At 69.8% G+C, this 22,274-nt stretch carries 20 protein-coding genes; 4 read left to right on the top strand and 16 right to left on the bottom strand.

Going from position 1 to position 22,274, the window contains the following annotated elements:
• Positions 1–179 precede the first annotated feature (179 nt).
• The 11 genes from AB0J90_RS00915 to AB0J90_RS00865 form a co-directional block, all read right to left on the bottom strand.
• Entirely contained in the window at positions 180–488 is a 309-nt protein-coding gene (locus AB0J90_RS00915; protein WP_363590794.1) for a hypothetical protein, read from the bottom strand.
• A 186-nt stretch (positions 489–674) separates the two neighbouring features.
• Complete coding sequence (locus tag AB0J90_RS00910) at positions 675–1,982, bottom strand: toxic anion resistance protein (protein WP_363590793.1); 1,308 nt, start codon at positions 1,980–1,982, stop codon at positions 675–677.
• Between the two features lie 75 nt (positions 1,983–2,057).
• Positions 2,058–3,203: a hypothetical protein gene (locus AB0J90_RS00905; protein ID WP_363590792.1), complete on the bottom strand. Its 1,146-nt coding sequence runs from the start codon at positions 3,201–3,203 to the stop codon at positions 2,058–2,060.
• Between the two features lie 50 nt (positions 3,204–3,253).
• Positions 3,254–3,850: a hypothetical protein gene (locus AB0J90_RS00900; protein WP_363590791.1), complete on the bottom strand. Its 597-nt coding sequence runs from the start codon at positions 3,848–3,850 to the stop codon at positions 3,254–3,256.
• A gap of 11 nt (positions 3,851–3,861) precedes the next feature.
• Positions 3,862–5,505 (bottom strand): VWA domain-containing protein, encoded by a 1,644-nt coding sequence (locus tag AB0J90_RS00895; protein ID WP_363590790.1) that lies wholly within the window; start codon positions 5,503–5,505, stop codon positions 3,862–3,864.
• Positions 5,506–5,753: 248 nt separating this feature from the next.
• Positions 5,754–6,368: a DedA family protein gene (locus tag AB0J90_RS00890; RefSeq protein ID WP_363590789.1), complete on the bottom strand. Its 615-nt coding sequence runs from the start codon at positions 6,366–6,368 to the stop codon at positions 5,754–5,756.
• A gap of 253 nt (positions 6,369–6,621) precedes the next feature.
• A complete protein-coding gene (locus AB0J90_RS00885) occupies positions 6,622–7,584 on the bottom strand; it encodes a PDR/VanB family oxidoreductase (RefSeq protein WP_363590788.1) in 963 nt (320 codons plus the stop codon).
• 18 nt (positions 7,585–7,602) lie between these two features.
• Complete coding sequence (locus tag AB0J90_RS00880; RefSeq protein ID WP_363590787.1) at positions 7,603–7,833, bottom strand: hypothetical protein; 231 nt, start codon at positions 7,831–7,833, stop codon at positions 7,603–7,605.
• Complete coding sequence (locus AB0J90_RS00875) at positions 7,830–8,888, bottom strand: aromatic ring-hydroxylating dioxygenase subunit alpha (protein WP_363590786.1); 1,059 nt, start codon at positions 8,886–8,888, stop codon at positions 7,830–7,832. The genes AB0J90_RS00880 and AB0J90_RS00875 overlap by 4 nt, the downstream gene beginning before the upstream one ends.
• 65 nt (positions 8,889–8,953) lie before the next feature.
• Complete coding sequence (locus AB0J90_RS00870; protein ID WP_363590785.1) at positions 8,954–9,916, bottom strand: ABC transporter substrate-binding protein; 963 nt, start codon at positions 9,914–9,916, stop codon at positions 8,954–8,956.
• Positions 9,917–10,109: 193 nt separating this feature from the next.
• Positions 10,110–10,688: an excalibur calcium-binding domain-containing protein gene (locus AB0J90_RS00865; protein WP_363590784.1), complete on the bottom strand. Its 579-nt coding sequence runs from the start codon at positions 10,686–10,688 to the stop codon at positions 10,110–10,112.
• A 172-nt stretch (positions 10,689–10,860) separates the two neighbouring features.
• Between AB0J90_RS00865 and lon the strand changes: the two genes are divergently transcribed.
• Both lon and abc-f read left to right on the top strand, forming a co-directional pair.
• A complete protein-coding gene (gene lon / locus AB0J90_RS00860; protein WP_363590783.1) occupies positions 10,861–13,203 on the top strand; it encodes an endopeptidase La in 2,343 nt (780 codons plus the stop codon).
• Positions 13,204–13,591: 388 nt separating this feature from the next.
• On the top strand, positions 13,592–15,262 hold the full coding sequence (gene abc-f, locus AB0J90_RS00855) for a ribosomal protection-like ABC-F family protein (protein ID WP_363590782.1): 1,671 nt from the start codon (positions 13,592–13,594) through the stop codon (positions 15,260–15,262).
• Positions 15,263–15,314: 52 nt separating this feature from the next.
• Here the strand turns inward: abc-f and AB0J90_RS00850 are convergent, their stop codons facing one another.
• Both AB0J90_RS00850 and AB0J90_RS00845 read right to left on the bottom strand, forming a co-directional pair.
• Complete coding sequence (locus tag AB0J90_RS00850) at positions 15,315–16,283, bottom strand: hypothetical protein (protein ID WP_363590781.1); 969 nt, start codon at positions 16,281–16,283, stop codon at positions 15,315–15,317.
• 786 nt (positions 16,284–17,069) lie between these two features.
• Positions 17,070–17,291: a hypothetical protein gene (locus AB0J90_RS00845; RefSeq protein WP_363590780.1), complete on the bottom strand. Its 222-nt coding sequence runs from the start codon at positions 17,289–17,291 to the stop codon at positions 17,070–17,072.
• Positions 17,292–17,883: 592 nt separating this feature from the next.
• Between AB0J90_RS00845 and AB0J90_RS00840 the strand changes: the two genes are divergently transcribed.
• A complete protein-coding gene (locus AB0J90_RS00840) occupies positions 17,884–18,246 on the top strand; it encodes a hypothetical protein (protein ID WP_363590779.1) in 363 nt (120 codons plus the stop codon).
• A gap of 62 nt (positions 18,247–18,308) precedes the next feature.
• Here AB0J90_RS00840 and AB0J90_RS00835 read toward each other — a convergent pair whose 3' ends face one another.
• On the bottom strand, positions 18,309–19,250 hold the full coding sequence (locus tag AB0J90_RS00835; RefSeq protein ID WP_363590778.1) for a siderophore-interacting protein: 942 nt from the start codon (positions 19,248–19,250) through the stop codon (positions 18,309–18,311).
• Positions 19,251–19,579: 329 nt separating this feature from the next.
• Here AB0J90_RS00835 and AB0J90_RS00830 point away from each other — a divergent pair, with 329 nt between their 5' ends.
• Positions 19,580–20,407, top strand: coding sequence for an SAM-dependent methyltransferase (locus tag AB0J90_RS00830; protein ID WP_363590777.1), 828 nt, complete (start codon positions 19,580–19,582; stop codon positions 20,405–20,407).
• A 30-nt stretch (positions 20,408–20,437) separates the two neighbouring features.
• Here the strand turns inward: AB0J90_RS00830 and AB0J90_RS00825 are convergent, their stop codons facing one another.
• Both AB0J90_RS00825 and AB0J90_RS00820 read right to left on the bottom strand, forming a co-directional pair.
• Positions 20,438–21,286 carry a carbohydrate ABC transporter permease gene (locus AB0J90_RS00825; RefSeq protein WP_363590776.1) on the bottom strand — a complete coding sequence of 283 codons (849 nt, stop codon included), beginning with the start codon at positions 21,284–21,286 and terminating at the stop codon, positions 20,438–20,440.
• The gene (locus AB0J90_RS00820; protein ID WP_363590775.1) at positions 21,283–22,269 is read right to left on the bottom strand and encodes a sugar ABC transporter permease; all 987 of its coding nucleotides are present in this window, start codon (positions 22,267–22,269) and stop codon (positions 21,283–21,285) included. Before AB0J90_RS00820 ends, AB0J90_RS00825 begins: the two co-directional genes overlap by 4 nt.
• Positions 22,270–22,274 lie beyond the last annotated feature (5 nt).

Raw genomic sequence — 22,274 nt, 5'->3', positions numbered from 1 at the left:
GGCACGGTGGCAGGTCGGGTGGGCGGTCTGATGTGGTGGTAGCTCGGGTGGCCGGTTCGGGCCACCCGAGCTACCCGGAGTCCGCGCGTCGGATCTGGTGCGGTCGCAAACCGGGGTACGGGTGGCGAGTCGGAAACCGGGGTACGGGTGGCGAGTCGGAAGCACGGCAGCGGGTGCCGTCACGACGAACTGCTGCCGCCGCCTCCACTGTCGCCCCCGCCGCCCCAGCCGCCTCCACTGTCGCCCCACCCGCTGTCCGGGTCACCGTGGCGCTCGTCGCCGTACTTCTTGATCGGCGTCTGGCCGAAATGCGAGCCGGAGCCGCGTACGCGGTAACCCCGCCGCCGACGAGCGTCGCGGGACATCGCCTGCAGCGCCCGCGCCCCCTCGTCCCGCGACGACCCGGTCCCCGTCCGCTGCCGTCCGCGCACCGCGACGACACCGATCAACGCCACGGCGACGATTGCCCCTATCGATATCCACAGCATGCCGTCAGGGTAGGAAGGCCGGTCCAGAGTGCAGAACGGCCGAGCGCGACAGCATTGGGGCCGGGCGCGCGGCGGTACGGCCACCGGGTGGCACGGCAAGCGGGATGTGCCCGGTGCTGCCTGACCGGTGACCGAACCGGGTCAGCGGGATGTGCCGGGTGCTGCCTGACCGGTGACCGAACCGGGTCAGCGGGGTGTGCCGGGTGCCGCCTGACCGGTGACCGAACCGGGCAGGTCGGGCGCCGCCGGCAGGACCAGCGGATCGCGGGCCTTCGCCACCAGGTCCACCACGATCCGGCTCAGCCGCTGGGCCGAGGCGGACATCGACTCGTTCGCCTCGACGATCGCGGACGCCACCTCCGCGCGCTTCTCCTGACCGTAGCGGACCGCCTCCTCGATCCCGCGCGCCTGGGCGTCGATCGAGTCCGCCACCTCGAGGATCGTCTCCGGCCGGATCGTCGGGGTCTGGATCACCTTGGCGATCTGCGGCACCGCCGTCCTGGACGCGGCGGCGTACGCGCTCAGCACGTCGTTGGCCCCGTCTGCCACCGCCTGCTGCATGCCGGCCGCCTGGTTGGCCTGTAGCAGCAGACCCCACTGGGCGATGGTCAGCTTCATGGTCGGGATGGTCAGGTTGATCAGCAGGGCCAGCCGCTGCCCCAGGCCGTAGTTGAGCGTACGGATGTTGCGGACCTGCGGTGAGGTCGACCACGCGACGAACAGCCGCTGCTGGAACTCGTTGATCCGCACCTCGAGGGCCGAGATGAACTCGGTCACCCGGGACAGCCGCTCCTCGGAGTCCCGGCGGTGGATGTCGTCCGGGTCGATCGTGATCGACCGCGCGTCCGCCACCGCCGCGTCCCGCACCAGCTCCATCACCGCTATCGCGCCGATGAGCTGCCCGATCGCCGCCTCGTTGGCCTTGTACAACTCGTCGCAGAGCACCACGTTACGACGCAACTGGAGCTGCTTCTCGCTGAGCTGGCCGGCGACCAGGTCGAGCTGGCGCTCCACCGTACGGGCCTCCTCGAAGAGCATCTCCAACAGGTTGCGCCCCTTGCGGAACAGTCCACGGATCGAGTCGGCGAACTTGTCGAACGCCTCCCGTACCTTCGGATCCGACGGGTCGTATTTGCGGCGGAAGCCGCGCATCCGGTCGTTGAGCTGGCGCATGATCGACGTCAGCTCCGGGATGTCGACCCGCCCGACCTCCCGGAAGATCCGGGTCACCTGGGCGTTGACCTGCTCGATCGCGGCGCTGCCGAAGTTCGCCAACTCGTTGGTACTGGCCAGCATCGTCGGGTAGAGCTTCTCCGCGACCACCCGGGCCTGTGCCCGCTGCTCCGGACTGAGCAGGTCCGCGCAGACCAGGGCCCGTGGCTCGGTCGAGACGAGCACGGTGGCCACCGCGCTGTCAGCCGCGCCGGCCGGCGGGTCGGCCGGCCCGCCGACGATGGTGCCGAAGTCGATCTGTAGGGCGTTGCCTTGCGTCATCGGGTTCCTCTCCCGTTCGGGTGCGTCATCGGGGTCTTCTCCCGTTTGGGTGCGTTCATCGGGGTCGGTACCGGGTCAGGCACAGGTCTTGGCGTCCTTGACGCAGGCCAGCAGGGCGAGCGTCACGTCCGCGGCCGGAGGCGGGGTGACCCGGATCTGTTCGGCCAGCGGGATGTCCGGGAAGTCGGCCACGTTGCTCAGTCCGAGTTGGATCGCCGACCGGAAGCCGTAGCTGCGCCAGGCCACCGTCTGGACCTCCGGGTCCTTCATCGCCTCGATGAACCGGGCGCTGTCGGCGTCGAGGGCGAGGATCGGGTGGTCGCTGTAGATGGTCGGGTCGGGGTAGAGCACCCGGATGTTCTTCAGCAGCGTGCCGGCGGCCGACGAATCGCGTACGATTTGCTGGATCACCTGGTTCTCGTAGCCGGCGTAGATCGGCGCCTTGAACTCGCCGCCCTGGGTCAGCCACTCCCGGAACCCGGTCTCGGAGGTACGCGACTGCAAGCCCTGCGCGTCGTAGATCTGCCGCATCGTCGGCAGGGCGGTACGCGCCTGCGCCAGGTTCGGTGCCGCGTACGGGTCCGAGGTCGCCACGATCGCCAGCTGCAACTGGGCCAGGGTGAAGCCGCTGTTGGACTTCGCCGGGTCGGTGCTCGACACCGAGATCGGCCCTCGTAACCCCTCGGCGCCGACCGAGTCCCAGGTCCGGTGCTTGAGCACGTAGTCCAGCAGCAGCGCCTTCATGTCGATCAGGTAGTAGCGGTTGTCCCGCTGCTCGACCAGGCCGAGCTTCACCAACGCCTCGGTGCCGCGCGGTCCGGCGTACAGGACCTCCGGCGACTGCAACACGTTCTCCGCCCGGTACGCCGCGAACGCGCCCTGGTGGCCCGCTTCGAACACGCTCTGTGCGCTCGAACTGGACGGCCACAGGCAGCCGATCTTCCTGGCCTTCAGCTCGTCCGTGGAGAGCTGCACCTGGTCGTACGACCCGAGATGCTGGAAGTCGACGGTGAGCCCGTACCGCTCCCGCAGGACCCGGGTGACGGTGGGATCGGCCATCAGCTCCGACTTCTCCGAGCCTCCCAAACAGGTGATCGCCACCGGTGCCGCCGGGCCCGGTGCCGCCGGCTGGCCGGATCGCAGCCACAGCACTCCGGCCACCACACCGACCACGATCACCATGCCCAGCCCGATGAGAAACCGCAGACTCGGCAGTCTCACGTCAACTTCCTCTCGATTGAACCGTCGGAGCACGCTGCTGACGGCATCGGCTACGTCACCTCGGGCATTCGTGGCGGGGCCACCGTGTCGAGGTTCGCCACGTACTGTCCGATGTCGCCCTGGTTGACCAGCCGCACGCTGTCCAGGGTGAAGTCCGCGAACCGTTGGAACGCCTGGTCCCCGCTGGTCAGCAGCGCGTCCGCGTCCCGGTAGAGCAGCGGTGAGCCCTGGATGTCGAGGTACCTGCGTACGGCACCGTCGAGGGAGACCAGGTGCGCGCCGATCTGGCTCGCGGTCGAGTACAGGGTGTTGGGCGAGGTGCTGCGTACCCGGTCGAACAGGTCGGGCACGTGTCGGCAGGCGGTCTCCAGACTGGCGCGGGCCGCCGGTGCCTGCACCTCCCGGCTCAGCCGCCGTACGTCGCGCAGCGTGCGCAGCGCCTCCGCGACCTTCGCGTTCGCCTCGTCCAGGTAGCTGTCACCCGCCGCCCTCGCCGGGGACCGGTCGTCGACCATCAGGTAGACGCCGATCGCCGCCGTCACGGCGAGCAGCGCCGGCCACAGCACCGATCGGGTGGCGAGCAGGACTCCGACGAAGACCAGCGCGCCGGTGGCCAGCCCGGCCGGGGCCGCGAGTTTGTGTCGCACCGGGCCCGCCCTTACTTGTAGCCGGCGGCCTGGCGCAACGCGGCGACCAGGTCGTTCTGCTCGAAGAACGCGCCGGAGGTGGCCTGGGCGACCTCGGTCAACTGGCTCGGGTCGGCGTCCTTGCCGAACGCGATGGCGACCACCGGCACCCCGGCCCTGCGCAGCGCGTCGAGCGCCGCGGGCCGCTCGCCCTGGCTGGACTTCCCGTCGGTCATCAGCACCACCAGGCGCTTGCGGTCACCGAGGGACGAATCCGTGAGCTGGGCCGCGGCCCGGAGCAGGCAGCCGTACAGGTTGGTCTCGCCGTCGGGGCGGTAGCGGGTGATCGCCTCGGTGAGGCCGTGCAGTTGACCGGGGTCGTTACCGCTGACCGTGAAGGGGCTGCCACCGGTGATGCCGCCGTTGAAGATCGTCACGGTGGTCACGTCCTGCGGGTGGGTCTGCAGGAAGTTGCGGGCGGCCTGCTCGGCGTCGAAGACCTGGGCGGCGGCCTGCTTCACCCCGGTCCACCCGTCGTTGTCCTGCATGGAACCGCTGCCGTCCAGGCAGTAGTGCACCGCGACCGGGCGGCGGTAACTGGTCTGGTAGCGGTTCAGCGCCGACTCGATCACGGTTGCCACCGGGAACTGGATCCCCTGTTCGTTGATGGTGGCCTGGATGCCCCACTCCGGGTTGAACACCGACAGGTCCGGGTTGTCCAGGGTGAGACCGATACTCGACGCCGGACGGCGTCCGAGGCCGCGTAGCTTCGCCTGCGCGTCCGGCGCAGACAGCACGTGCGCCTGCAACTCGGTGAAGAGCTGCCGTTTGGCGGCGTCGTCGCCGTTGCCGTGCGGCAGGAAACCGAGCGGTGCGTCGCTGATGGCCAGGGAGCCACGGGGGTAGGCGACCACCAGCGGTTCCCGGCCCGCCTTGACCAGTTCCTGGTTCCGCTCGATCACCAGGTCCTCGTAGGTGAACATGGTCCGGCAGTCGTCCGGCCGGGCCAGGCAGTCGGTCATCAGGGTGCCGGTCGACGGCGGGGTCTGTTCCATCGCCTTGACCAGCCGGGTCACGCCCTGCACCACGGCGGGCGAGTCGAGCTGTTCCTGGGTCAGCGGCTTGCCCGGCCCGTTGCCGGCGAAGTGGTTGAGGAAGCCGAACAGCACCGTCGCGCCCGAGTTCGACTGGGTGGGGTTGGTCATCCAGACCCGGGTCCGCCCGGATTCGACCGCGGTCAGGATCTCCGCGATCGACACGTCGTCACGCCCGGCGAAGCCGAGCCGCTGCATCTCGCCGCGCCAGCCGGCGAACACCACCGGGGTCAGGAACATCGGCTTGACGTCCTGCAGGACGTTGCGCTGGTCGCCGACCTGGAGGAAGACGCTGCTGGCGAACCAGTACGCGTCGTACTCGCCGGAACCGGCGGCGAGTTGCCGCGCCTGGTCCACCGAGCCCATGAAGGTCACCGGGCACCGGTAGCCCTTGGCGTCGCACCAGGGCTTGACGATGGTGTCGATCACCGACTGCTGCTCGGACCCGGCCACGATCCGCAGCGTCGTACCGACCGGGCCGGACGCGCCGGACCTGTCGGGGTCCGGTGGCCCGTCGTCGGTACAGCCGGTGAGGAGCAGCGCCACCGCCAGCGCGGTACCGGCCAGTCCCTTGAATCGCACCCGTGCCCCATTTCCCGTATGGAGATCCTGTTCCGAACGGGTTCTTGGTAGCAGTGCGCGGCTACCGGCGGGTTACCCGGCACGAGGGGACTGACCAGGGCCGCAGCGGTTCGGCCAGGGATGATCAGGGCGTGCCGCACGTCGATGACGCCAGGTCGTCGATGAGATGTCATCCGGATGTCGCCGCCCGGTCACCGTCGTCACCCGGGCGGGCCGGCGCGGAAGGTTCGGACCGGCGGGTCGGGCGGTCAGCGGTGGTGGCGGCGCCTTCGCCGTACGACGAACCAGCGGACGAGCACCGCCAGCACGACCACCGCCGCGATCCCGATGCTCGCCGCCCCGAGGTAGCCCTGCGCCCGTTTCCAGGACGCGCCGAGTACGTACCCGACCAGGACAACCGTGGTCGCCCAGGTCACCCCGCCGACCACGTTGTAGGCGAGAAACCGCCGGTACGGCATCCGGGTCATCCCGGCCAACGCCGGTACCAGCGCCCGCAGCACGCCGATCCAGCGGCCGAGCATGACGGCGGCCGGGCCGTGGCGCTGGATGAACGTCTCCGCCCGTTGCCAGCGCTCCTCGCCGACCCAGCGGCCCAGCCGGCTTCGGCGCAGCGGCATTCCCGTCCGCCGGCCGATCTCGTAGCCGACGCTGTCCCCGACGACCGCGCAGACCGCCGCGACGATGACCAGCGCCGCGATGTTGGTCCGCCCGGTCGCGGCGAGCGCGCCGCCGATCAGCAGGGCCGTCTCGCCGGGGAGGATCAGCCCGATGAAAGCGGCGCACTCGCCGAAGGCGAGCAGCCCGACCAGCACCAGCAGCGGCCAGCCGGACAGGTCGGACAGGATGCTGGTGAGTTGGTCCACCCGTCGGCCCCGATCAGCCGCTGCCGGACGGTGGGCGCATCCGCGCGCCGCTGCCGTTCGGGCGCGGGTCGACTCGGACGGGTGTGCGCATCTCGTCCCCTCGTCGGGCAGGTGCTGCCGCTGGTGCCGCAACCGGTGGTCGGCATCGGACCACCAGCACCATCAGAACACCTCGCGACGGTCCGACCAGGGAGAATCCGCGACCCTCCCAGGTCACCGTCGTCACCCGGACGGGTGACCCGTCGACTCCGGCTCAGAGATCCAGTACGAGTCGTGGGCCCCGGGACCGGGACACGCAGATGTACATCGTGTCGTTGGCCGCCTGCTCCTGCTCGGTGAGCACCGAGTCCCGGTGGTCGGGTTGCCCCGCCAGCACACTGGTCTCACAGGTCCCGCAGGTCCCCTCGGTGCAGGAGTAGAGCACGTCCACGCCCGCGTCCTCGATCGTCTCCAGTACGGAACGGTCGGGTGGCACGGTCAGCACCAGACCCGACTTCGCGAGTTCGACCTCGAAGGAGCCCGCCAGCACCGGCGCGCCCTGCTCCTTCGGGGCGAAACGTTCCACCCGCAGGGTGCCCGGACGCCGCTCTCGGCAGGCCGCTTCCATCGCCAGCAGCAGGGGTTCCGGCCCGCAGCAGTAGACCAGGGTCGCCGGATCCGTGTCGGCCAGGATCTCGTCGAGGTCGAGCAGGCCCGTCTCGTCCTGCGGCCGGACCGATACCCGGTCGCCGTACCGTGCGGCCAACTCGCGCAGGAAGGCCATCGAGGAGCGGGTACGGCCGCCGTACACCAGCCGCCACGGGACACCGGCGGCCTCGGCGGCGGCGAGCATCGGCACGATCGGGGTGATCCCGATGCCGCCCGCGACGAAGACGTACCGCGGTGCCGGCTCGAGCGCGAAGTGGTTACGCGGCCCCTGCACCCGTACGGTGTCGCCGGTCGCCAGGTTGTCGTGCATGAAGCGGGAACCGCCGCGGGAGGTCGGCTCCAGCAGCACCGAGATCGTCCACTGCCCCGCCTCGGTCACATCGCCGCAGAGAGAGTACTGACGGGTGGTGCCGTCGTCCAGGATCACGTCGATGTGGGCGCCCGCGGTCCATTCGGGCAGCGCCCCGCCGTCGGGCTGGGCGAGGGTCAGCCGTACGACTCCCTCGGCGGCCCGCTCCCTGCTCCGGACGACCAGGTCGAGCTTTTCCTCGCCGCCCGTGCTGCCCATGTCCGCTCCTCCTGGTGCTCACACCCGCATCTCGGCCCGGGACCGACCGGTGGGTGGGACCGGCCGGTACGGCGCGGCGTCGCCGCCGTGCTGCTCGGGATGGCGCAGCAGCCAGTCCCAGAGTTCGACCGGATCTTCGGCCTCCTGCGTCGTACCGCACCAGCAGTAGCCACGCAGGAGGTCGGAGCCGGGCAGCCAGACGATGCGGTAGATCCCGGTGCCGGTGAGCCTGGTCGGCTCCGGGGTCATCGCGCCGCTGCCTGCGCCTGTGGGGTGTTCGCCGCCGCCATCCGCCTCAGTATGCGGCGGGCGGCCAGGCCACCGGTATCGATGTTTATGCTCAGTTCCCGGAAGCCCTCCGGCTCGGTGGCGATGACCTGCTCCAGCCGGTTGAGCGCGGTGACGTCCTGCAACACCACGGTCCGGTTGCTGCGCTCCAGGAAGTCCGAGACCTCCCGGTCGTCGAGGGCGAAGTCGCGCGCCACCGCCCAGAAGTCGTGCGTACTGGTCTCGGTTTCCGGGGTGATGGCGTAGACCACCTCGACGTGGAACGCGCGCTCGTCGGTGCCGTCCGGCTCCGGGTAGACCCCGACCGGGGCGATCCGGCTGTGCAGCAGGTAGAGGCACGGCGGGTGGTACTCGATGTCCTGCCACCGTACGATCCGGCCCTCGATGCCGGTCGAGCGGGAGTAGAACGGGGGGCATTCGGCATCGTCCATGTGCCGACTGACGTAGATGATGCCCCGTTCCTCGTCGACCTCAGTGGTGATCGGCGTGTTCGCCACCTCCGGGGTGCCGATGTAACCACCGTGCAGGTACGTCTCGTGCGAGAGGTCGAGCAGGTTGTCGACCAGCAGGTCGTAGCGGGCTGCCAGCGGCTCCATCCCGTACACGGCCGTGTAACCGTCCAGGTCGAGCCAGGGCGCCCGCGGGATGGTCGACTCGTCGGCACCGGCCGGCTCACCGATCCACACCCAGACGAACGAGTCCTGCTCCTTGACCGGGTACGAGCCCAGTCGCGCCGCCCGGGGCACCCGGGTCTGCCCCGGCACCGCCACACAGACCCCGTCCGCGCCGTAGGTGAAGCCGTGGTACCCGCAGACCACGGTGTCGCCGACCAGGTGACTCGGCGGTTGGGACAGCGGGAAGCGGCGGTGCACACAGCGGTCGGTCATCGCGACCACGGCACCGGCCTCGGTACGCCAGAACAGGATCGACTCCCCGCAGACCGTACGGGAGAAGAGGTCCCGCCCGATCTCGCTGCCGTAGGCCGCGACGTACCACTGGTTCCTGACGAACTCCATCTCCGGTCTCCTTCCCACCGGCCCCGCCCCGCGGGCTGCGCGGCGGGGAACGGTTCCGTTCCGGCTTACTGGAAGAGCGCGTCGACCTGCGGCGCCTTCGTGACCAGGCCGTCGCGCAGGGCCAAGTCGGCCAGCGCCTGTACGGACTGCCGGTTGATCTCCGCCGGGAAGGAGGGCAGCGTCAGGGTGGGGATGATCTCGGCACCGATCGAGGTGTACGTGGACAGGACCTGTCGGGTCTCGTCCGGGTGGGACGAGGCGTACGCCTGCGATTCCACCATCGCGTCGGTGAACGCCCGAGCCAGGTCGGGGTCGGACTTGAGCAGCGCCTCCGAGGTGAAGTACGTGGCCACGGAGAGGTTCGGGGTCGCCTCGGCGTAGGCCGAGGAGATGTCCCGGCCCTTCTGGTTGCGGGCGATGGTCAGGAAGGGTTCGACGATGAACGCGGCGTCGACCCGACCGTTCATGACCGCCGCCGGCATGTCCGGGAACGGCAACTCGACGAACTTCACCGTCTTGGGGTCGCCGCCGGCCTTGCGGACCGCCTCGCGTACGACGGTGTCGCTGATGTTGTTGAGGGTGTTGATCGCCACGGACTTGCCGGACAGGTCGGCGCTGGACTTGATCGGACTGTTTTCCGGCACGACCACTCCGGCGAAGTCCTTGCCGGGTACGCCGGTGGAGGAGGGACCGGGCGCGACGATCTTGAGGGGGAGCCCGCGGGTCTGCGCGAGCAGCAGCGACGTGTTGTTGCTGAATCCGAACTGGAACTGGCCGGAGAGCACGGCCGGCACGATGGCGGCGCCGCCCTGGGCGAGTTCGAGTTTCACCTCGAGTTTGCGCTCGGCGAAGAATCCCTTCTGGACGCCGAGGTAGATCGGCGCCACGTCCAGGATCGGGATCACCCCGACGGTGATTTTCCTGGCCTGGTCCCCGGCTCGGCTGTCGGTGCTTTCGCCGTCTCCACCACCGCCGCAGGCGGTGAGCAGCATGGCCGCGGCCAGGACTACGGCAAGTTTCCTACGCATCTGGTTCTCCCGATCCGGCCGAGAACATGTAGCTTTCGGCCAACCCCGTGCGAATCGTGAAGGTGAATCCCTCTATGGACCCTAGAGACGGTCGGACGGGCGGTCAACAAACCGCCGGTCGGAGGCCGTGGGCAGCGGATCGTCGACCGGCGAGCCGCTGTCCGGTGGACGGGCCGGGAGCGTACGGGCCGGCTCAGTCCTTGTTCTTCTCGCAGGCGATGCCGTCGCCGTCCCGGTCCAGCTTTGCCGAGTAGCCGGGATCGCCCCGGTGCAGCGGTGTCACGCCCGCCCGGCGGGCCTGGTTGCAGTTGCGGTAGACGACGGCGCCCGGGGTCGGCGCGACGACGGGTTGGGCGGTGGGCGGGGTGCTGGTGGCCGCGGTCGTGCTCCGGGCGGTCCCGGTTTTCGCGCGGGGCTGGGCCGGCGGCGCGGCAGTGGTCGGCCGGGCTGTCGTCCGGGGCGTGGGGGGTGCCGGTGGTGCGACCTGCACCGGTGCCATGGCGGCGCCGTCCGGTGCGAGTGCGGTCGGGGTCTGACCGGCGAAGACGGCGCTCAACGTGGCCGCACCCACGCCCAAGATCAGGACCAGCAGCATCGCGAAGAGCCAGTAACGTCGGCGGTTGGCGCCAATCCGGGCAGGTGCCGCGGCGGTGGGCGAGGGGTCCGCCGGTCGGGGGACCGGCGAGCGGTAGCGGCCCGCCGCCTGGTTACCTCGCCCGTACGCGAATGCGCGAGGCTCCTGCCGCTGGTTGTCGAGGGGCGGCTGGCTCACCAGAGCAGGTTACAGGTGTGCTCAGCGAAGCCGGCCGATGGCTGGCGCGCGTCGGGAAGGTTCGGACGGCCGATGGCCGGGGCCGGATGTGGCCTGCGCCACAAGGTGGAACACGGGGCATGGTTTGTTACTTGAGTCGTACAGGCTCAACTCAAACGATGGCAGGTGTTCGATGGCAACTCTTCCGGTTCTGCCCCTGACCGACGCAGTCCTGCTGCCCGGGATGGTCATCCCGGTGACCCTCGACCCGAGCACCCAGGCTGCCGTCGACGCCGCTCGCGCGGCGGGTGACAAGAAAGTTCTTGCGGTGCCCCGAGTTGATGGGGAATATGGCTCTGTGGGCGTTATCGCCCTGATTGAGAAGGTCGGTCGGCTGCCCGACGGCGAGCCGGCCGCGGTGGTCCGCGGCCTGTCCCGGGCCCGGATCGGCTCCGGCGTGCCCGGACCCGGAGCGGCGCTCTGGGTCGAGGCCAACGAGTTCGAGGAGCCCGCGCCCAGTGGCAAGGCCAAGGAACTCGCCCGCGAGTACAAGGCACTCACCACGTCGCTGCTCCAGGAGCGCGGTGCCTGGCAGGTCATCGACGCGCTCGAGCGGATGACCGACCTGTCCGAGCTCGCCGACTCCTCCGGCTACGCCTCCTGGCTCACCCTCGCTCAGAAGACCGAACTGCTCTCCGCGCCCGACGTGACGACGCGACTGGAGCTGCTCGTCGGCTGGGTCCGCGACCACGTCGCGGAGCAGGAGGTCACCGAGCAGATCAACTCGGAGGTCCGGGAGGGTCTGGAGAAGTCCCAGCGCGAGTTCCTGCTCCGCCAGCAGCTCGCCGCGATCCGCAAGGAACTGGGCGAGGACGAGCCGGACGGCTCGGCCGACTACCGGTCCCGGGTCGAGTCCGCCGACCTGCCCGACAAGGTACGCGAAGCGGCCATGCGCGAGGTCGGACGGCTGGAGCGGGCCAGTGACGCCTCCCCGGAGGCGGGGTGGATCCGCACCTGGCTGGACACCGTACTCGAAATGCCGTGGACGACCCGGACCGACGACAACACCGACCTGGCCGCGGCCCGTGAGGTGCTCGACGCCGACCACGCCGGCCTGAGCGACGTGAAGGACCGGATCCTGGAGTACCTGGCGGTGCGCAACCGTCGGGCCGCCCGCAACCTGCAGGTGGTCGGCGGTCGTGGCTCCGGTGCGGTGCTCGCCCTCGCCGGCCCGCCCGGAGTGGGCAAGACCAGCCTCGGCGAGTCGGTCGCCCGTGCACTCGGCCGCAAGTTCGTCCGGGTGTCCCTCGGTGGCATCCGCGACGAGGCGGAGATCCGGGGTCACCGGCGCACCTACGTCGGTGCGCTGCCCGGCCGGATCGTGCGGGCGCTGCGCGAGGCGGGTTCGATGAATCCGGTCGTGCTGCTGGACGAGGTCGACAAGATCTCCGCGGGCTACGCCGGTGACCCGGCCGCCGCCCTGCTCGAGGTCCTCGACCCGGCCCAGAACCACACCTTCCGGGACCACTACCTGGAGGTCGACCTCGACCTCTCGGACGTGCTCTTCCTCGCCACCGCCAACGTGGTCGACTCCATCCCCGGCCCGCTGCTGGACCGGATGGAACTGGTCACGCTCGACGGCTACACCGAGGAGGAGAAGGTCGCCATCGCCCGCGACCACCTGCTGCCCCGGCAGCTGGAGCGGGCCGGCCTGACGGCCGAGGAGTTCAGCGTCAGCGACGAGGCCCTGGGCCAGGTCGCGGCCGAGTACACCCGCGAGGCGGGGGTACGGCAACTGGAGCGGGCCCTGGCCCGGATCCTGCGCAAGGTCGCGGTCGCGCTGGCGACGACCGACGGACCGGTACGGGTCGACACCGACAACCTCAAGACCTACCTGGGACGGCCCCGGTTCACCCCGGAGTCGGCCGAGCGCACCGCCGTACCGGGCGTGGCGACAGGTCTTGCCGTGACCGGTGCCGGTGGTGACGTGCTCTTCATCGAGGCGACCAGCATGGAGGGCGAGCCGGGGCTGACCCTGACCGGCCAGCTCGGCGACGTGATGAAGGAGTCGGCGCAGATCGCCCTGTCGTACCTGCGCTCGAACGGCCGCAAGTTCGGGCTCGACCCGAACGCGCTGGCCGGACGCCGGATCCACCTGCACGTACCGGCGGGTGCGGTGCCCAAGGACGGCCCCAGTGCCGGCATCACCATGGTCACCGCGTTGGCCTCGCTGGCCTCCGGCCGGCCGGTCCGCCCGGAGTTCGGGATGACCGGTGAGGTCACCCTGGCCGGCCGGGTGCTGCCGATCGGTGGGGTGAAGCAGAAGCTGCTCGCCGCACACCGGGCCGGCCTCACCGAGGTCATCATCCCGGCGCGCAACGAGCCGGACCTGGACGACCTGCCGACCGAGGTGCGCGAGGCGTTGACCGTGCACACCCTGGCCGACGTGGCGGACGTGCTCGCGCTGGCCCTGCGGCCGGCCGAGGAGGTCGAAGACGTGCAGACGCTGGACGGTCCGGCGCTCGCGGTGGCTTAACACCTGCGATCGCCCACGGTCCCGGGCGATCGATGCGAGGGCGCTCCACTTCGGTGGGGCGCCCTCGCCGTCTTCGCGTACGCCGGATGGCACACTGCCGCACATGGGTGACGTACGGCCGTGCTCGCCTTGGCGCAGGCGCCCGTCGGCCGGCATCCGCTCGCGCCCTGAGAAGGGGTTCCCCGGCTGGTAGAGTCACCTGCGAGTGATCGGGAACCAGGGAGACGAAGACATGGTGGGTGACGACGACATCTCCGGGTGATACCCGGAAGTGATCGGCCATCGGTGGGCGCCCAGCAGCGCCGACATGGCCATGTTGTCGTTCGATCCTTCCCTGTTTCCCGCCGGGCGGCCCCGGTACGCCCGCATCACCCTCGAAGGCAATCGCATGTCCGACGCGTTCATCGTCTGTTCGAACGTTTCCTTCTCCTGGCCGGACGACACCCCGGTCTTCCAGGACCTGTCCTTCTCCGTCGGCGGCGGCCGTACGGGCCTGGTGGCGCCGAACGGTGCCGGCAAGAGCACCCTGCTCAAGCTGATCGCCGGGGAGTTGCGGCCCAGTACCGGCTCCGTGTCCGTGTCCGGGATGCTCGGTTACCTGCCGCAGACCCTGCCGCTCGTCGGCGACCTGACCGTGGCGGAGGTACTGGGCATCGCCCCGGTGCTCGCGGCGCTGCAAGCGATCGAGTCCGGCGACGCGAGCGAGGAGCACTTCACCACGATCGGCAACGACTGGGACATCGAGGAACGTACCAGCGCCGAACTGGACCGACTCGGTATCGGCGACGTCGACCTCACCCGCCGCCTGCACACCCTCAGTGGTGGTCAGGTCGTCTCCCTGGGCCTGGCGGCACAGCTGATCAAGCGGCCGGACGTGCTGCTGCTCGACGAACCGACCAACAACCTCGACCTCGACGCGCGCCGCAAGCTCTACGGCGTGATCGAGGAGTGGAAGGGCTGCCTGCTGCTGGTCAGCCACGACCGCGCCCTGCTCGACCGGATGGACCGCATAGTCGAACTCGACCGGGGCGAGGTCCGTTCCTACGGCGGCAACTTCACCGAGTACACCGAGGCCGTGCGCGCCGCGCGGGAGGTCGCCGAGAAGAACATCCGCAACGCCGAGCAGGAGGTCAAGCGGGAGAAGCGGGAGATGCAGCAGGCCCGCGAGCGGGCCGACCGGCGGGCCAGCAACGCCTCGAAGAACCTCAAGAACGCCGGTCTGCCGAAGATCTTCGCCGGGACGATGAAGCGGGGCGCCCAGGAGTCCGCGGGTAAGGCGAACACGACACACGCCGGCCGGGTCAGCGATGCCAAGGCCCGACTCGACGAGGCGGGCCGCGCGCTGCGCGAGGAGCAGAAGATCACGCTGGAACTGCCCGACACCAAGGTTCCGGCCGGGCGTACGGTCTTCCTCGGCGAGCGAATGCGGATCCGTTACGGCGACCTGGTCCTGTTCACCGGCGACGGCGCCGACCTGACGATCCGGGGCCCCGAGCGGATCGCGCTGACCGGGCCCAACGGCGCCGGCAAGTCGACCCTGCTGCGGTTGGTCAACGGTGACCTGGAGCCGGAGGGCGGCGAGATCAAACGGGCCGACGGCCGGATCGCGTACCTGTCCCAGCGGCTGGACCTGCTGGACCTGGACCGTACGGTGGCGGAGAACCTGGCCGCGTTCGCACCCGGGATGGCGCAGGCGCAGCGGATGAACCTGCTCGCCCGCTTCCTGTTCCGGGGCTCCCGCATCCACCTGCCGGTCGGGGTGCTCTCCGGTGGCGAGCGGTTGCGGGCCACCCTGGCCTGCGTGCTGTTCGCCGAGCCGGCGCCGCAGTTGCTGCTGCTGGACGAACCGACGAACAACCTCGATCTGGTCAGCGTCGCCCAGTTGGAGAGCGCGCTCGACGCGTACGAGGGCGCGTTCGTGGTGGTCAGCCACGACGAACGGTTCCTCGCCGAGATCGGGGTGGACCGCTGGCTGCGACTCTCCGACGGCCGGCTGTCGGAGGCCCGGGCACCCGACGCGACTGAGGGCGTACGGAAGGGCCGGACGGGGGACCGGTGACCTACCCCGGGTGGGGTGGGCACCGCCCGCGTCCGGCCCGCCGCTGCCGTCGTTACCGCTGCGCGGTGCGTACCAGGTACTGCACGCCGCCCACGTCGGTCTTCGGCCCACCGGCCTTGGCCGGTCCGAACTGGACCACGTCGACGGTGAAGAGCCTCGACGACACGGTCGTCGTGGAGAAGATCAAACTGAACGCCGGACGTTCACCGGGGTTGAGCAGCAGGTCGTTGATCTTGGCGTTTGCCGCCACGATCTCCACCTGGTTGCGGCCGACTTCGCGGATGCCGGTGCCGGGCCGCCCAGCCTGTACCCACCGCTCGAACAGAACCGGACCCAGGTCGGCGACGATCCGCCCGCCGGCATTCTGGAACGGTTCTCCCCGCTGGTTGAACACGAGGTCGTTCCTGGTCGGTACCTCGGTCTCGTTGCCGATCGCGAATGGGCGCACGGCGGGGCTTCCCGGGGCCGGGTTGACCGAGTCGACGTTGCGCCACGCAAGGTTGTTGTTGTACTGGACGTTGATGCTGTGGCTGGGACCTTCGGACGTCATCGGGTCGGTCGGGGACACCCACCGGGCCAGCAGACAGAAGTGCCCGGGACCGGGTACGCCGTTCCACGGGATCGTCACCGTGGTGACGCCCGGCACCGCGCTCGCCGGGGTCGCGCCGATCAGCGTCCAGTGGATCGGCCAGGTCGCGCCGCCGCCCGGAGTCGTACGGTAGAGCTCCAGCGTGCCGTTGCTGACTCCGGAGCCGTACGGGCCGGGGTTGTTCAGCTTGACGAAGACGTAGTTGGTCACGCCGACGATCGGGTTCTGGCTGGTGGCGCACTCGATCGCGGTCGGGCAGACCTTGATGTCCGGGCTGGCCCAGAGCGGGTTGAGGTAGTGCGGTTCCGCGCCGACGTCACCCGTGACGTCCCGGATGTAGGCGTCGGTACGCGCCGCCACCGTTGCCCCGTCGGTGGTCGAGCCGGCCAGGGCGGCGCCGGCGGTGGTCAGGGTCAACAGTGTCGCCAACACCGTTCCGACGATCAGCCGGGGCCCTGAGCGTCGGGCATTCTGTCGTGCTGTGCCCATGGTAATTCCCTCCGGTTGGTGGTGGAGTGGTCCGACAAATCGCTGCCCGGATGGGCCGCGGGGTCGGCAGAATTACTGTATGGCACAGATCGACGACTATGTTTAGAGGCGTAATTCCGATTGCCTTGGGTGCCCGGTTATGTCGGTAAGATTGCCATTTCGAATGCGGCCCGAATGTCGACTCGGCAAGCGGCCCGCGGCGATCGTCGGCAACCGGATGCCGTGCGTCACGGCCGTCGATCGAGATGGAAATACCACCGGACGGCGGGTGCGCGGTACCGCGGCTGCGCCGCTGTCTGTGCTGCTCCGCCTGCCTTCGGCCCGTGGGTGGCGGCCGTGACGTGGATCGGGCGGTCGTCGTCGGTTGGCACCGCCGATCCCGTCTCCGCGTGCCTTGGGTGCCGATCGTGGGCGCCTGTTTGCACGGTTCAGTGGACCAGTCAAAACGAGGGTGCCGGTAAGCGACTCGGATGACGAAAGACGTACGTCGGGTGCAGTGCCTTGGTGTCACCGATGCCCGGTGACGAAGAAAATCGGTCGCCCATCCTCCCCAAATGAGCGACCGATGTCCCGAGCCGGTCCGGTCAGGGCGTCCAGGTCGGTCCGATGTCCTCTGACCGGGTGGACAGATTGCGATAGATGTCCCGGCGGAGGGTGATCTGTCCGACCGGATGGCGGCCGGCGTTGCGCCTGATCCTCCTCAGGCGGCGCTGCCGGTCCACCATGGAATCAAAGCGCTGGTCTGCTGGGTTCGGCATTCCGACCTTCCGGGTTGTCGTCGTCGTCCTCGGGGGCCAGGTGCCGTACGGCCTCGGTGTCCACCTTGACCCGTAGGCGCCTGTTGATCTGGATGTCGACCGCGTACCCCCGGTTGCTCGGTGCGTCCTCCGGGTCTGATGCCTCGGTCGGGTCATCACCGTCTCGGGGGCTCGCTCCGTCTTGCTGGGTCACTCGTTGAGTCCTTCTGTTCGTAGGGGAGGCTTGTGGCCCGGTACGCCTGCGTCAAGATCACCTAGGGTGACCGTGACGCTACAGACCATACATTGACTGGCTGGATCCCCGATCTCGTGCTGCTAAGACGAGGTGTGTCCCGGCAATTAGGTAAAAAAGTCGCGCTACTGGACCATCTGGTGAAATGGTGGTCGTCGCACCGGGCGCAAGGTGAATTGCGGAATGCCGCAATGAGTACGCCACAGTGATGGCTGTCAACCTCCGATGTGGATGTCGCACACCCGGTACGTCAATTGGGGTCCTATGTGTCCCACTAGTCGTGTTCCTGACAGCAGACTTCGCAGTAGCGGGAATAACCTCCCGGCGACCGTCGCGGGAGGCGAAAGTGGGGGCGATCGCCACCCGGGCAGGTCCAGCTCGGTCCGAGGGTCGGACCGGTCGTCATCGAGGGGACAACCGTGATCACACCGGGGGAGTGCGCTGTGGCGACCAGAGGCGGCACTGGGAAGCCAGCTCACGACCGGGGCCCCGGTGCAGGACGGTGCCCGTGACGCGGGTGGCCGACGGACGAACCATGACTGATGGGCGAAGCGTGGCTGACGAGCGAGCGGTGGCCGACGGACCGGGCGGGATCATCGGGGGACCACCCTTGCCGACCGGGCCGGTGGTGTCCGAGGCGGGTGTGACCGGCGACGGATCCGTGGCCGGGGGAAGGGATGCGGGACCGGGCGCTGGCGACGGCAGCCGGTCACTGGTGAAGGTCACCGTCAACCTCACCCCGCGCGCGGTGGACGCACTCGACCTGGCCTGTACGCGTACCAGGGACACCAAGACCGACACGATCAACCGTGCGCTGGTGGTCTACAACCTGGTGCTGGAGCTGATGGAACGCGGCGGGGGCAGCCTCACCCTGCAAAACCGCGACGGTGGCACCGAACGGATCCACCTGCTCTGAACGGCGACCCCGCTCGGCTGACGGGAAGCGCCGGGGGTGGCCCTTCCCGTCAGCCGGTGGTGTCAGTTCTGCTCGGTGCGGCCGAGGCGCCAGTAGCCCATGAACGCGACCGCCCGGCGGTCCATGCCGTACTCGCCGACCAGTTGCCGGCGCAGCGTCTTGACCACGCCCGCCTCGCCGGCCAACCAGGCGTAGAGGTCGCCGTTGCCGGTCTGCCGGTGGTCGTCGGCGTCGACCGGGACCTCCCACAGGATGTCGGTGTCGACGTCGACGTCCTCCAGCTCGACCGCGGGTGCCGGGGTCGCCGAGCCGGCTCGTAGGCGTCCGGCGGCGGCCCGTACGGCTGGGACGAGTTGGCTGCCGTGTTCCGCGCCGTCGCGGGGCAACCAGGTCACCCGTACCCCGGGAGGTCCGGCGATCGGCAGGTGGTCGCCGCTGACCGGTACCTCCAGCAGTGCCTCGCCGTACGCGTCGGCGGGCAGCCGCTCCAGGATCGAGCCGATCGCCGGTACGGCGGTCTCGTCACCGGCCAGCAGGAGGCGGTCGGTACCGACCGGTGGGTGGAATTCGAGCCCGCCGTGCACGCCCGGGTAACCGGCGTCCGGGCCGAGCAGGGCCGCGGTCGAACCGGGCCGGGCGGCGACGGCCCACCGCGACGCCGGTCCGCCGTCACCGTGCAGCACCAGGTCGACGTCGACCTCGGCCGCTCCTGGCCGGACCGCCCGGACGGTGTACGTGCGGATCGGGTTGCGCCGCTCGGCCGGCAGCTCCCGCCAGCGCGGGTACCAGTCCGGTCCGACCGGCATGTCCGTCAGCCCGGTGTCCGGCAGCGGCAGGATGAGCTTGATCCGCTGGTCGTAGCCGTTGTCGGCGAACGCGCCGAGGTCCGGCCCGGTGAAGGTCACCCGCAGGAAACTCGGACTCAACCGTCGGGCGTGCAGCACCTCGACGCCGAAGACGCGGTACGGCTGGATCGAAGTGGGTCGCTCGGCGGTCTGGGTCACGGCAGCCTCCATCTTCCTTAGGTATGGCTAACCTAATCCAACCGGGCTGGAGATCGTCAACCGCCCCCGCCGGCGGCGACCGCGACATCGGCCCGCCCCGGTCGAGTCGTGTTACCGCCGTGCGGGCGGCTGGCGGCGTTTCGGTTCGGTCGTCACAGGTGCGGGCGGTGCGCCGACGGATGCTTGCCCGGATTTGTCGCCGAGGACGGATTTTGTTGCTGGGGACGGATTTTGTCGCTGGCACCGGGCAGGCATGATGGTGGCTTCCCAACGAACGGGTCGATGGTCTTCCGTGACGGGGATCAATCCGGTCGACCGGAGGAGGAGTCATGGCGCGGTCCGAGGACAAGCAGTGGATGCCGGACGAGGTGGACCCGACCGGACCGAACCTGGCCCGGGTCTACAACGCCATCGGTGGCGGTACGCACACGTTCGGTGCGGACCGGGAGATGGCGAACCAGCTGCTGACCGTACAGCCCGAGTTGGCGTACTGGGTGCGTACCAACCGGGCGTTCCTGGCCCGGTCGGCCAGGTTCGTGTTCGAGGCGGGGATCCGGCAGGTGCTCGACGTCGGCGCCGGTCTGCTCGCCCCGGGCAGCGTGCACGACATCGCCGCGCAGGTCGCGCCGGACGCCCGCGTGCTCTACCTGGACGTCGACCCGGTGGTGGTCGCCCAGGCCAACGAGATACTGCGCGACCAGCCCTTGGTGTCGGCGTTCCGCGGCGACCTGCGTAACCCGGCCGAGGTGGTCCGGCTGGCCTCCGAGGCCGGCCTGGACTTCACCCGCCCGGTGGCGATCCTGCTGGTCGCGGTGCTCCACTTCGTGCAGGACTCGGACGACCCGGAGGGGATCCTCGCCCGGCTGCGTGACGCCGTACCCGCCGGATCCTATGTGGTCATCTCGCACGCGTCCCGGCCGCCGCAGCTCACCGAGGCGGGTGTGCAGGCGGAGAGGGAGTACAGCGAGCGGACCGCTCCGGTGGCGTTGCGCACCCGGGAGCAGGTCGAGCGCCTCTTCGAGGGCTGGGACCTGCTGGAGCCGGGACTTGTCCAGCCGCCGTTCTGGCGCCCCGAGCCGGAGGACCTGGTCGAGCCCGCCGAGGTCGAGCGGGCCAAGGGGACGCCGGCCTGGGTCGGGGTGGCGATCAAGCGTTGACCCGGTCGAGGCGTCACCGGCGCCGAGGGTTCAGTCCTTCACGGCGCCGGTGAGGCCGTTGACGAAATAGCGCTGGGCGACGAGGAAGAGCACGATGACCGGCACCACCAGGATCAGCGAGCCGGCCATTATCTCGTTGTACCGGGGCACGTTGCCCGAGGCGAGCATCTCCAGGGCCAGCGGCAGGGTGTAGCGGGACTCGTCGTTGAGCGAGACCCGGGTCAGCACGTACTCGTTCCAGGTGGGCACGGCGGTAAGCACCGCGATGGTGATCAGTGCCGGACGGCTCAGCGGCAGGTAGACCCGCCAGAAGATGCGGGCCTCGCCGGCCCCGTCCACCCGGGCGGCGTCGTGCAACTCGCGCGGAATCGACCGGAACGCGTTGGTCAGCAGCAGCACCGTCAGCGGGGCGGTCCCGTTCACGAACGGCAGCACCAGTCCCAGGTGGGTGCCGAGGATGCCGAGCTTGTTCTCCAGGATCACCAGCGGCAGCAGCACGGTGATGCCGGGCACGAACAGCAGCGCGACGAAGAACCAGAACAGGAACCGGCGACCGGGGAAGTCGAGCACCGCGAAGGCGTACGACGCCAGGCTGTAGACCACCAGCACCCCGAGCACGGTCAGCCCGGTCACCCGCAGGCTGTTGAGCAGGTAGTCGAAGAAGTGCAGCCGGCTCCAGGTCTCGACCAGGGTGTCCCAGGTCGGCTGGCGTGGCACCAGGTGGCCACCGCGCAGGATCTCGTCGCGGTCCTTCAACGCTCCGGACACCATCCAGGCGAACGGGTAGAGGCTGACCACGGCGTACAGCGCGAGCGCGGCGTACGCGACGAGCTGGCCGACGGAGGGGCGACGGCGTACGGCCGGTCGGATGACGGTCACTGGCTGCTCCGCAGCAGTCGGGCGTTGACCACGGTGAGCAGCAGGGCGGCCAGGAAGATGAGCCAACCGAGCGCGCTGGCCACGCCGAGGGTGGGGGAGAGGTTCTGGAAGAAGGCGAGCTGGTACGCCTGTAGGCCGAGTACGTCGGTGTGCCCGCCCGGCCCGCCGTTGGTCATCAGCAGGAAGATCTGGAAGCCCTGCATGGTGTCCCGGATCCCGAGCAGGGTGATCGCCGCGGTGATCGGCACCAGCAGTGGCCAGGTGATGTGCCGGACCACCCGTACGCCACCGGCGCCGTCGAGCTGCGCGGCCTCCGTCAGGTGCGGGTCGATGGCCTGTAGTCCGGCGAGGTAGAGCAGCATCGCCACCGGCACGCCGCCCCAGATGATGATCACGATGAGGGTGCCGAGTGCGGTGTCCGGATCCGCGAGCCAACCCTCGGGACGGGCCACGCTGCCCAGCCCGACCGAGCGGAGCAGCAGGTTGATCGCCCCGTCCGGTTCGAGCACGTACCGCCAGGCGTAGTAGACCGCGATCCCGGTGGTCACGTACGGCAGGAAGTAGACCGACCGGAGCAGGCCGCGCAGCCGCCGGATGGTGTTGAGCAGTACGGCCAGTGGCAACGCCACCGCCACCGTGCCCAGCGGTACGGCGAGCATCGCGATCGCGGTGTGCCACGCGGCGGCCCGCAACTCGGGCGCCAGGGTCGGGTCGCGGTAGAGCAGGTCGCGGTAGTTGTCCAGCCCGACCCATTCCCAGTTCGGGGTGAAGCCGTTCCACTTGGCGAAGCTGAGCGTGACGCTGTAGCCGACGGTGTAGAGCCCCATCACCAGGAAGAGCAGGACGGCGGGCGCGACGAAGGCGTACCCCATCAGCCACTGTCGCCGGGACCGGCGGCCGGCCCGGCGGGTGCGGCGGCGTTGCCGTCGGGACGGCCCGGCTCCGGGCCGTCCCAACGGGTCGATCGTGTTCAGGATCGCCACGGTGC

This window comes from Micromonospora sp. NPDC049523 (assembly GCF_040676775.1).
GTDB lineage: Bacteria > Actinomycetota > Actinomycetes > Mycobacteriales > Micromonosporaceae > Micromonospora_G.
This window is presented reverse-complemented; position numbering and strand designations above follow the sequence as displayed.

Excerpts from the sequence above, each read along its gene's own strand:
- AB0J90_RS00915 (WP_363590794.1), bottom strand. The coding sequence starts at position 488 with ATGCTGTGGATATCGATAGGGGCAATCGTCGCCGTGGCGTTGATCGGT.
- AB0J90_RS00910 (WP_363590793.1), bottom strand. The coding sequence starts at position 1,982 with ATGACGCAAGGCAACGCCCTACAGATCGACTTCGGCACCATCGTCGGC.
- AB0J90_RS00885 (WP_363590788.1), bottom strand. The coding sequence starts at position 7,584 with ATGGGCAGCACGGGCGGCGAGGAAAAGCTCGACCTGGTCGTCCGGAGC.
- AB0J90_RS00880 (WP_363590787.1), bottom strand. The coding sequence starts at position 7,833 with ATGACCCCGGAGCCGACCAGGCTCACCGGCACCGGGATCTACCGCATC.
- AB0J90_RS00875 (WP_363590786.1), bottom strand. The coding sequence starts at position 8,888 with ATGGAGTTCGTCAGGAACCAGTGGTACGTCGCGGCCTACGGCAGCGAG.
- AB0J90_RS00870 (WP_363590785.1), bottom strand. The coding sequence starts at position 9,916 with ATGCGTAGGAAACTTGCCGTAGTCCTGGCCGCGGCCATGCTGCTCACC.
- lon (WP_363590783.1), top strand. The coding sequence starts at position 10,861 with ATGGCAACTCTTCCGGTTCTGCCCCTGACCGACGCAGTCCTGCTGCCC.
- abc-f (WP_363590782.1), top strand. The coding sequence starts at position 13,592 with ATGTCCGACGCGTTCATCGTCTGTTCGAACGTTTCCTTCTCCTGGCCG.
- AB0J90_RS00830 (WP_363590777.1), top strand. The coding sequence starts at position 19,580 with ATGGCGCGGTCCGAGGACAAGCAGTGGATGCCGGACGAGGTGGACCCG.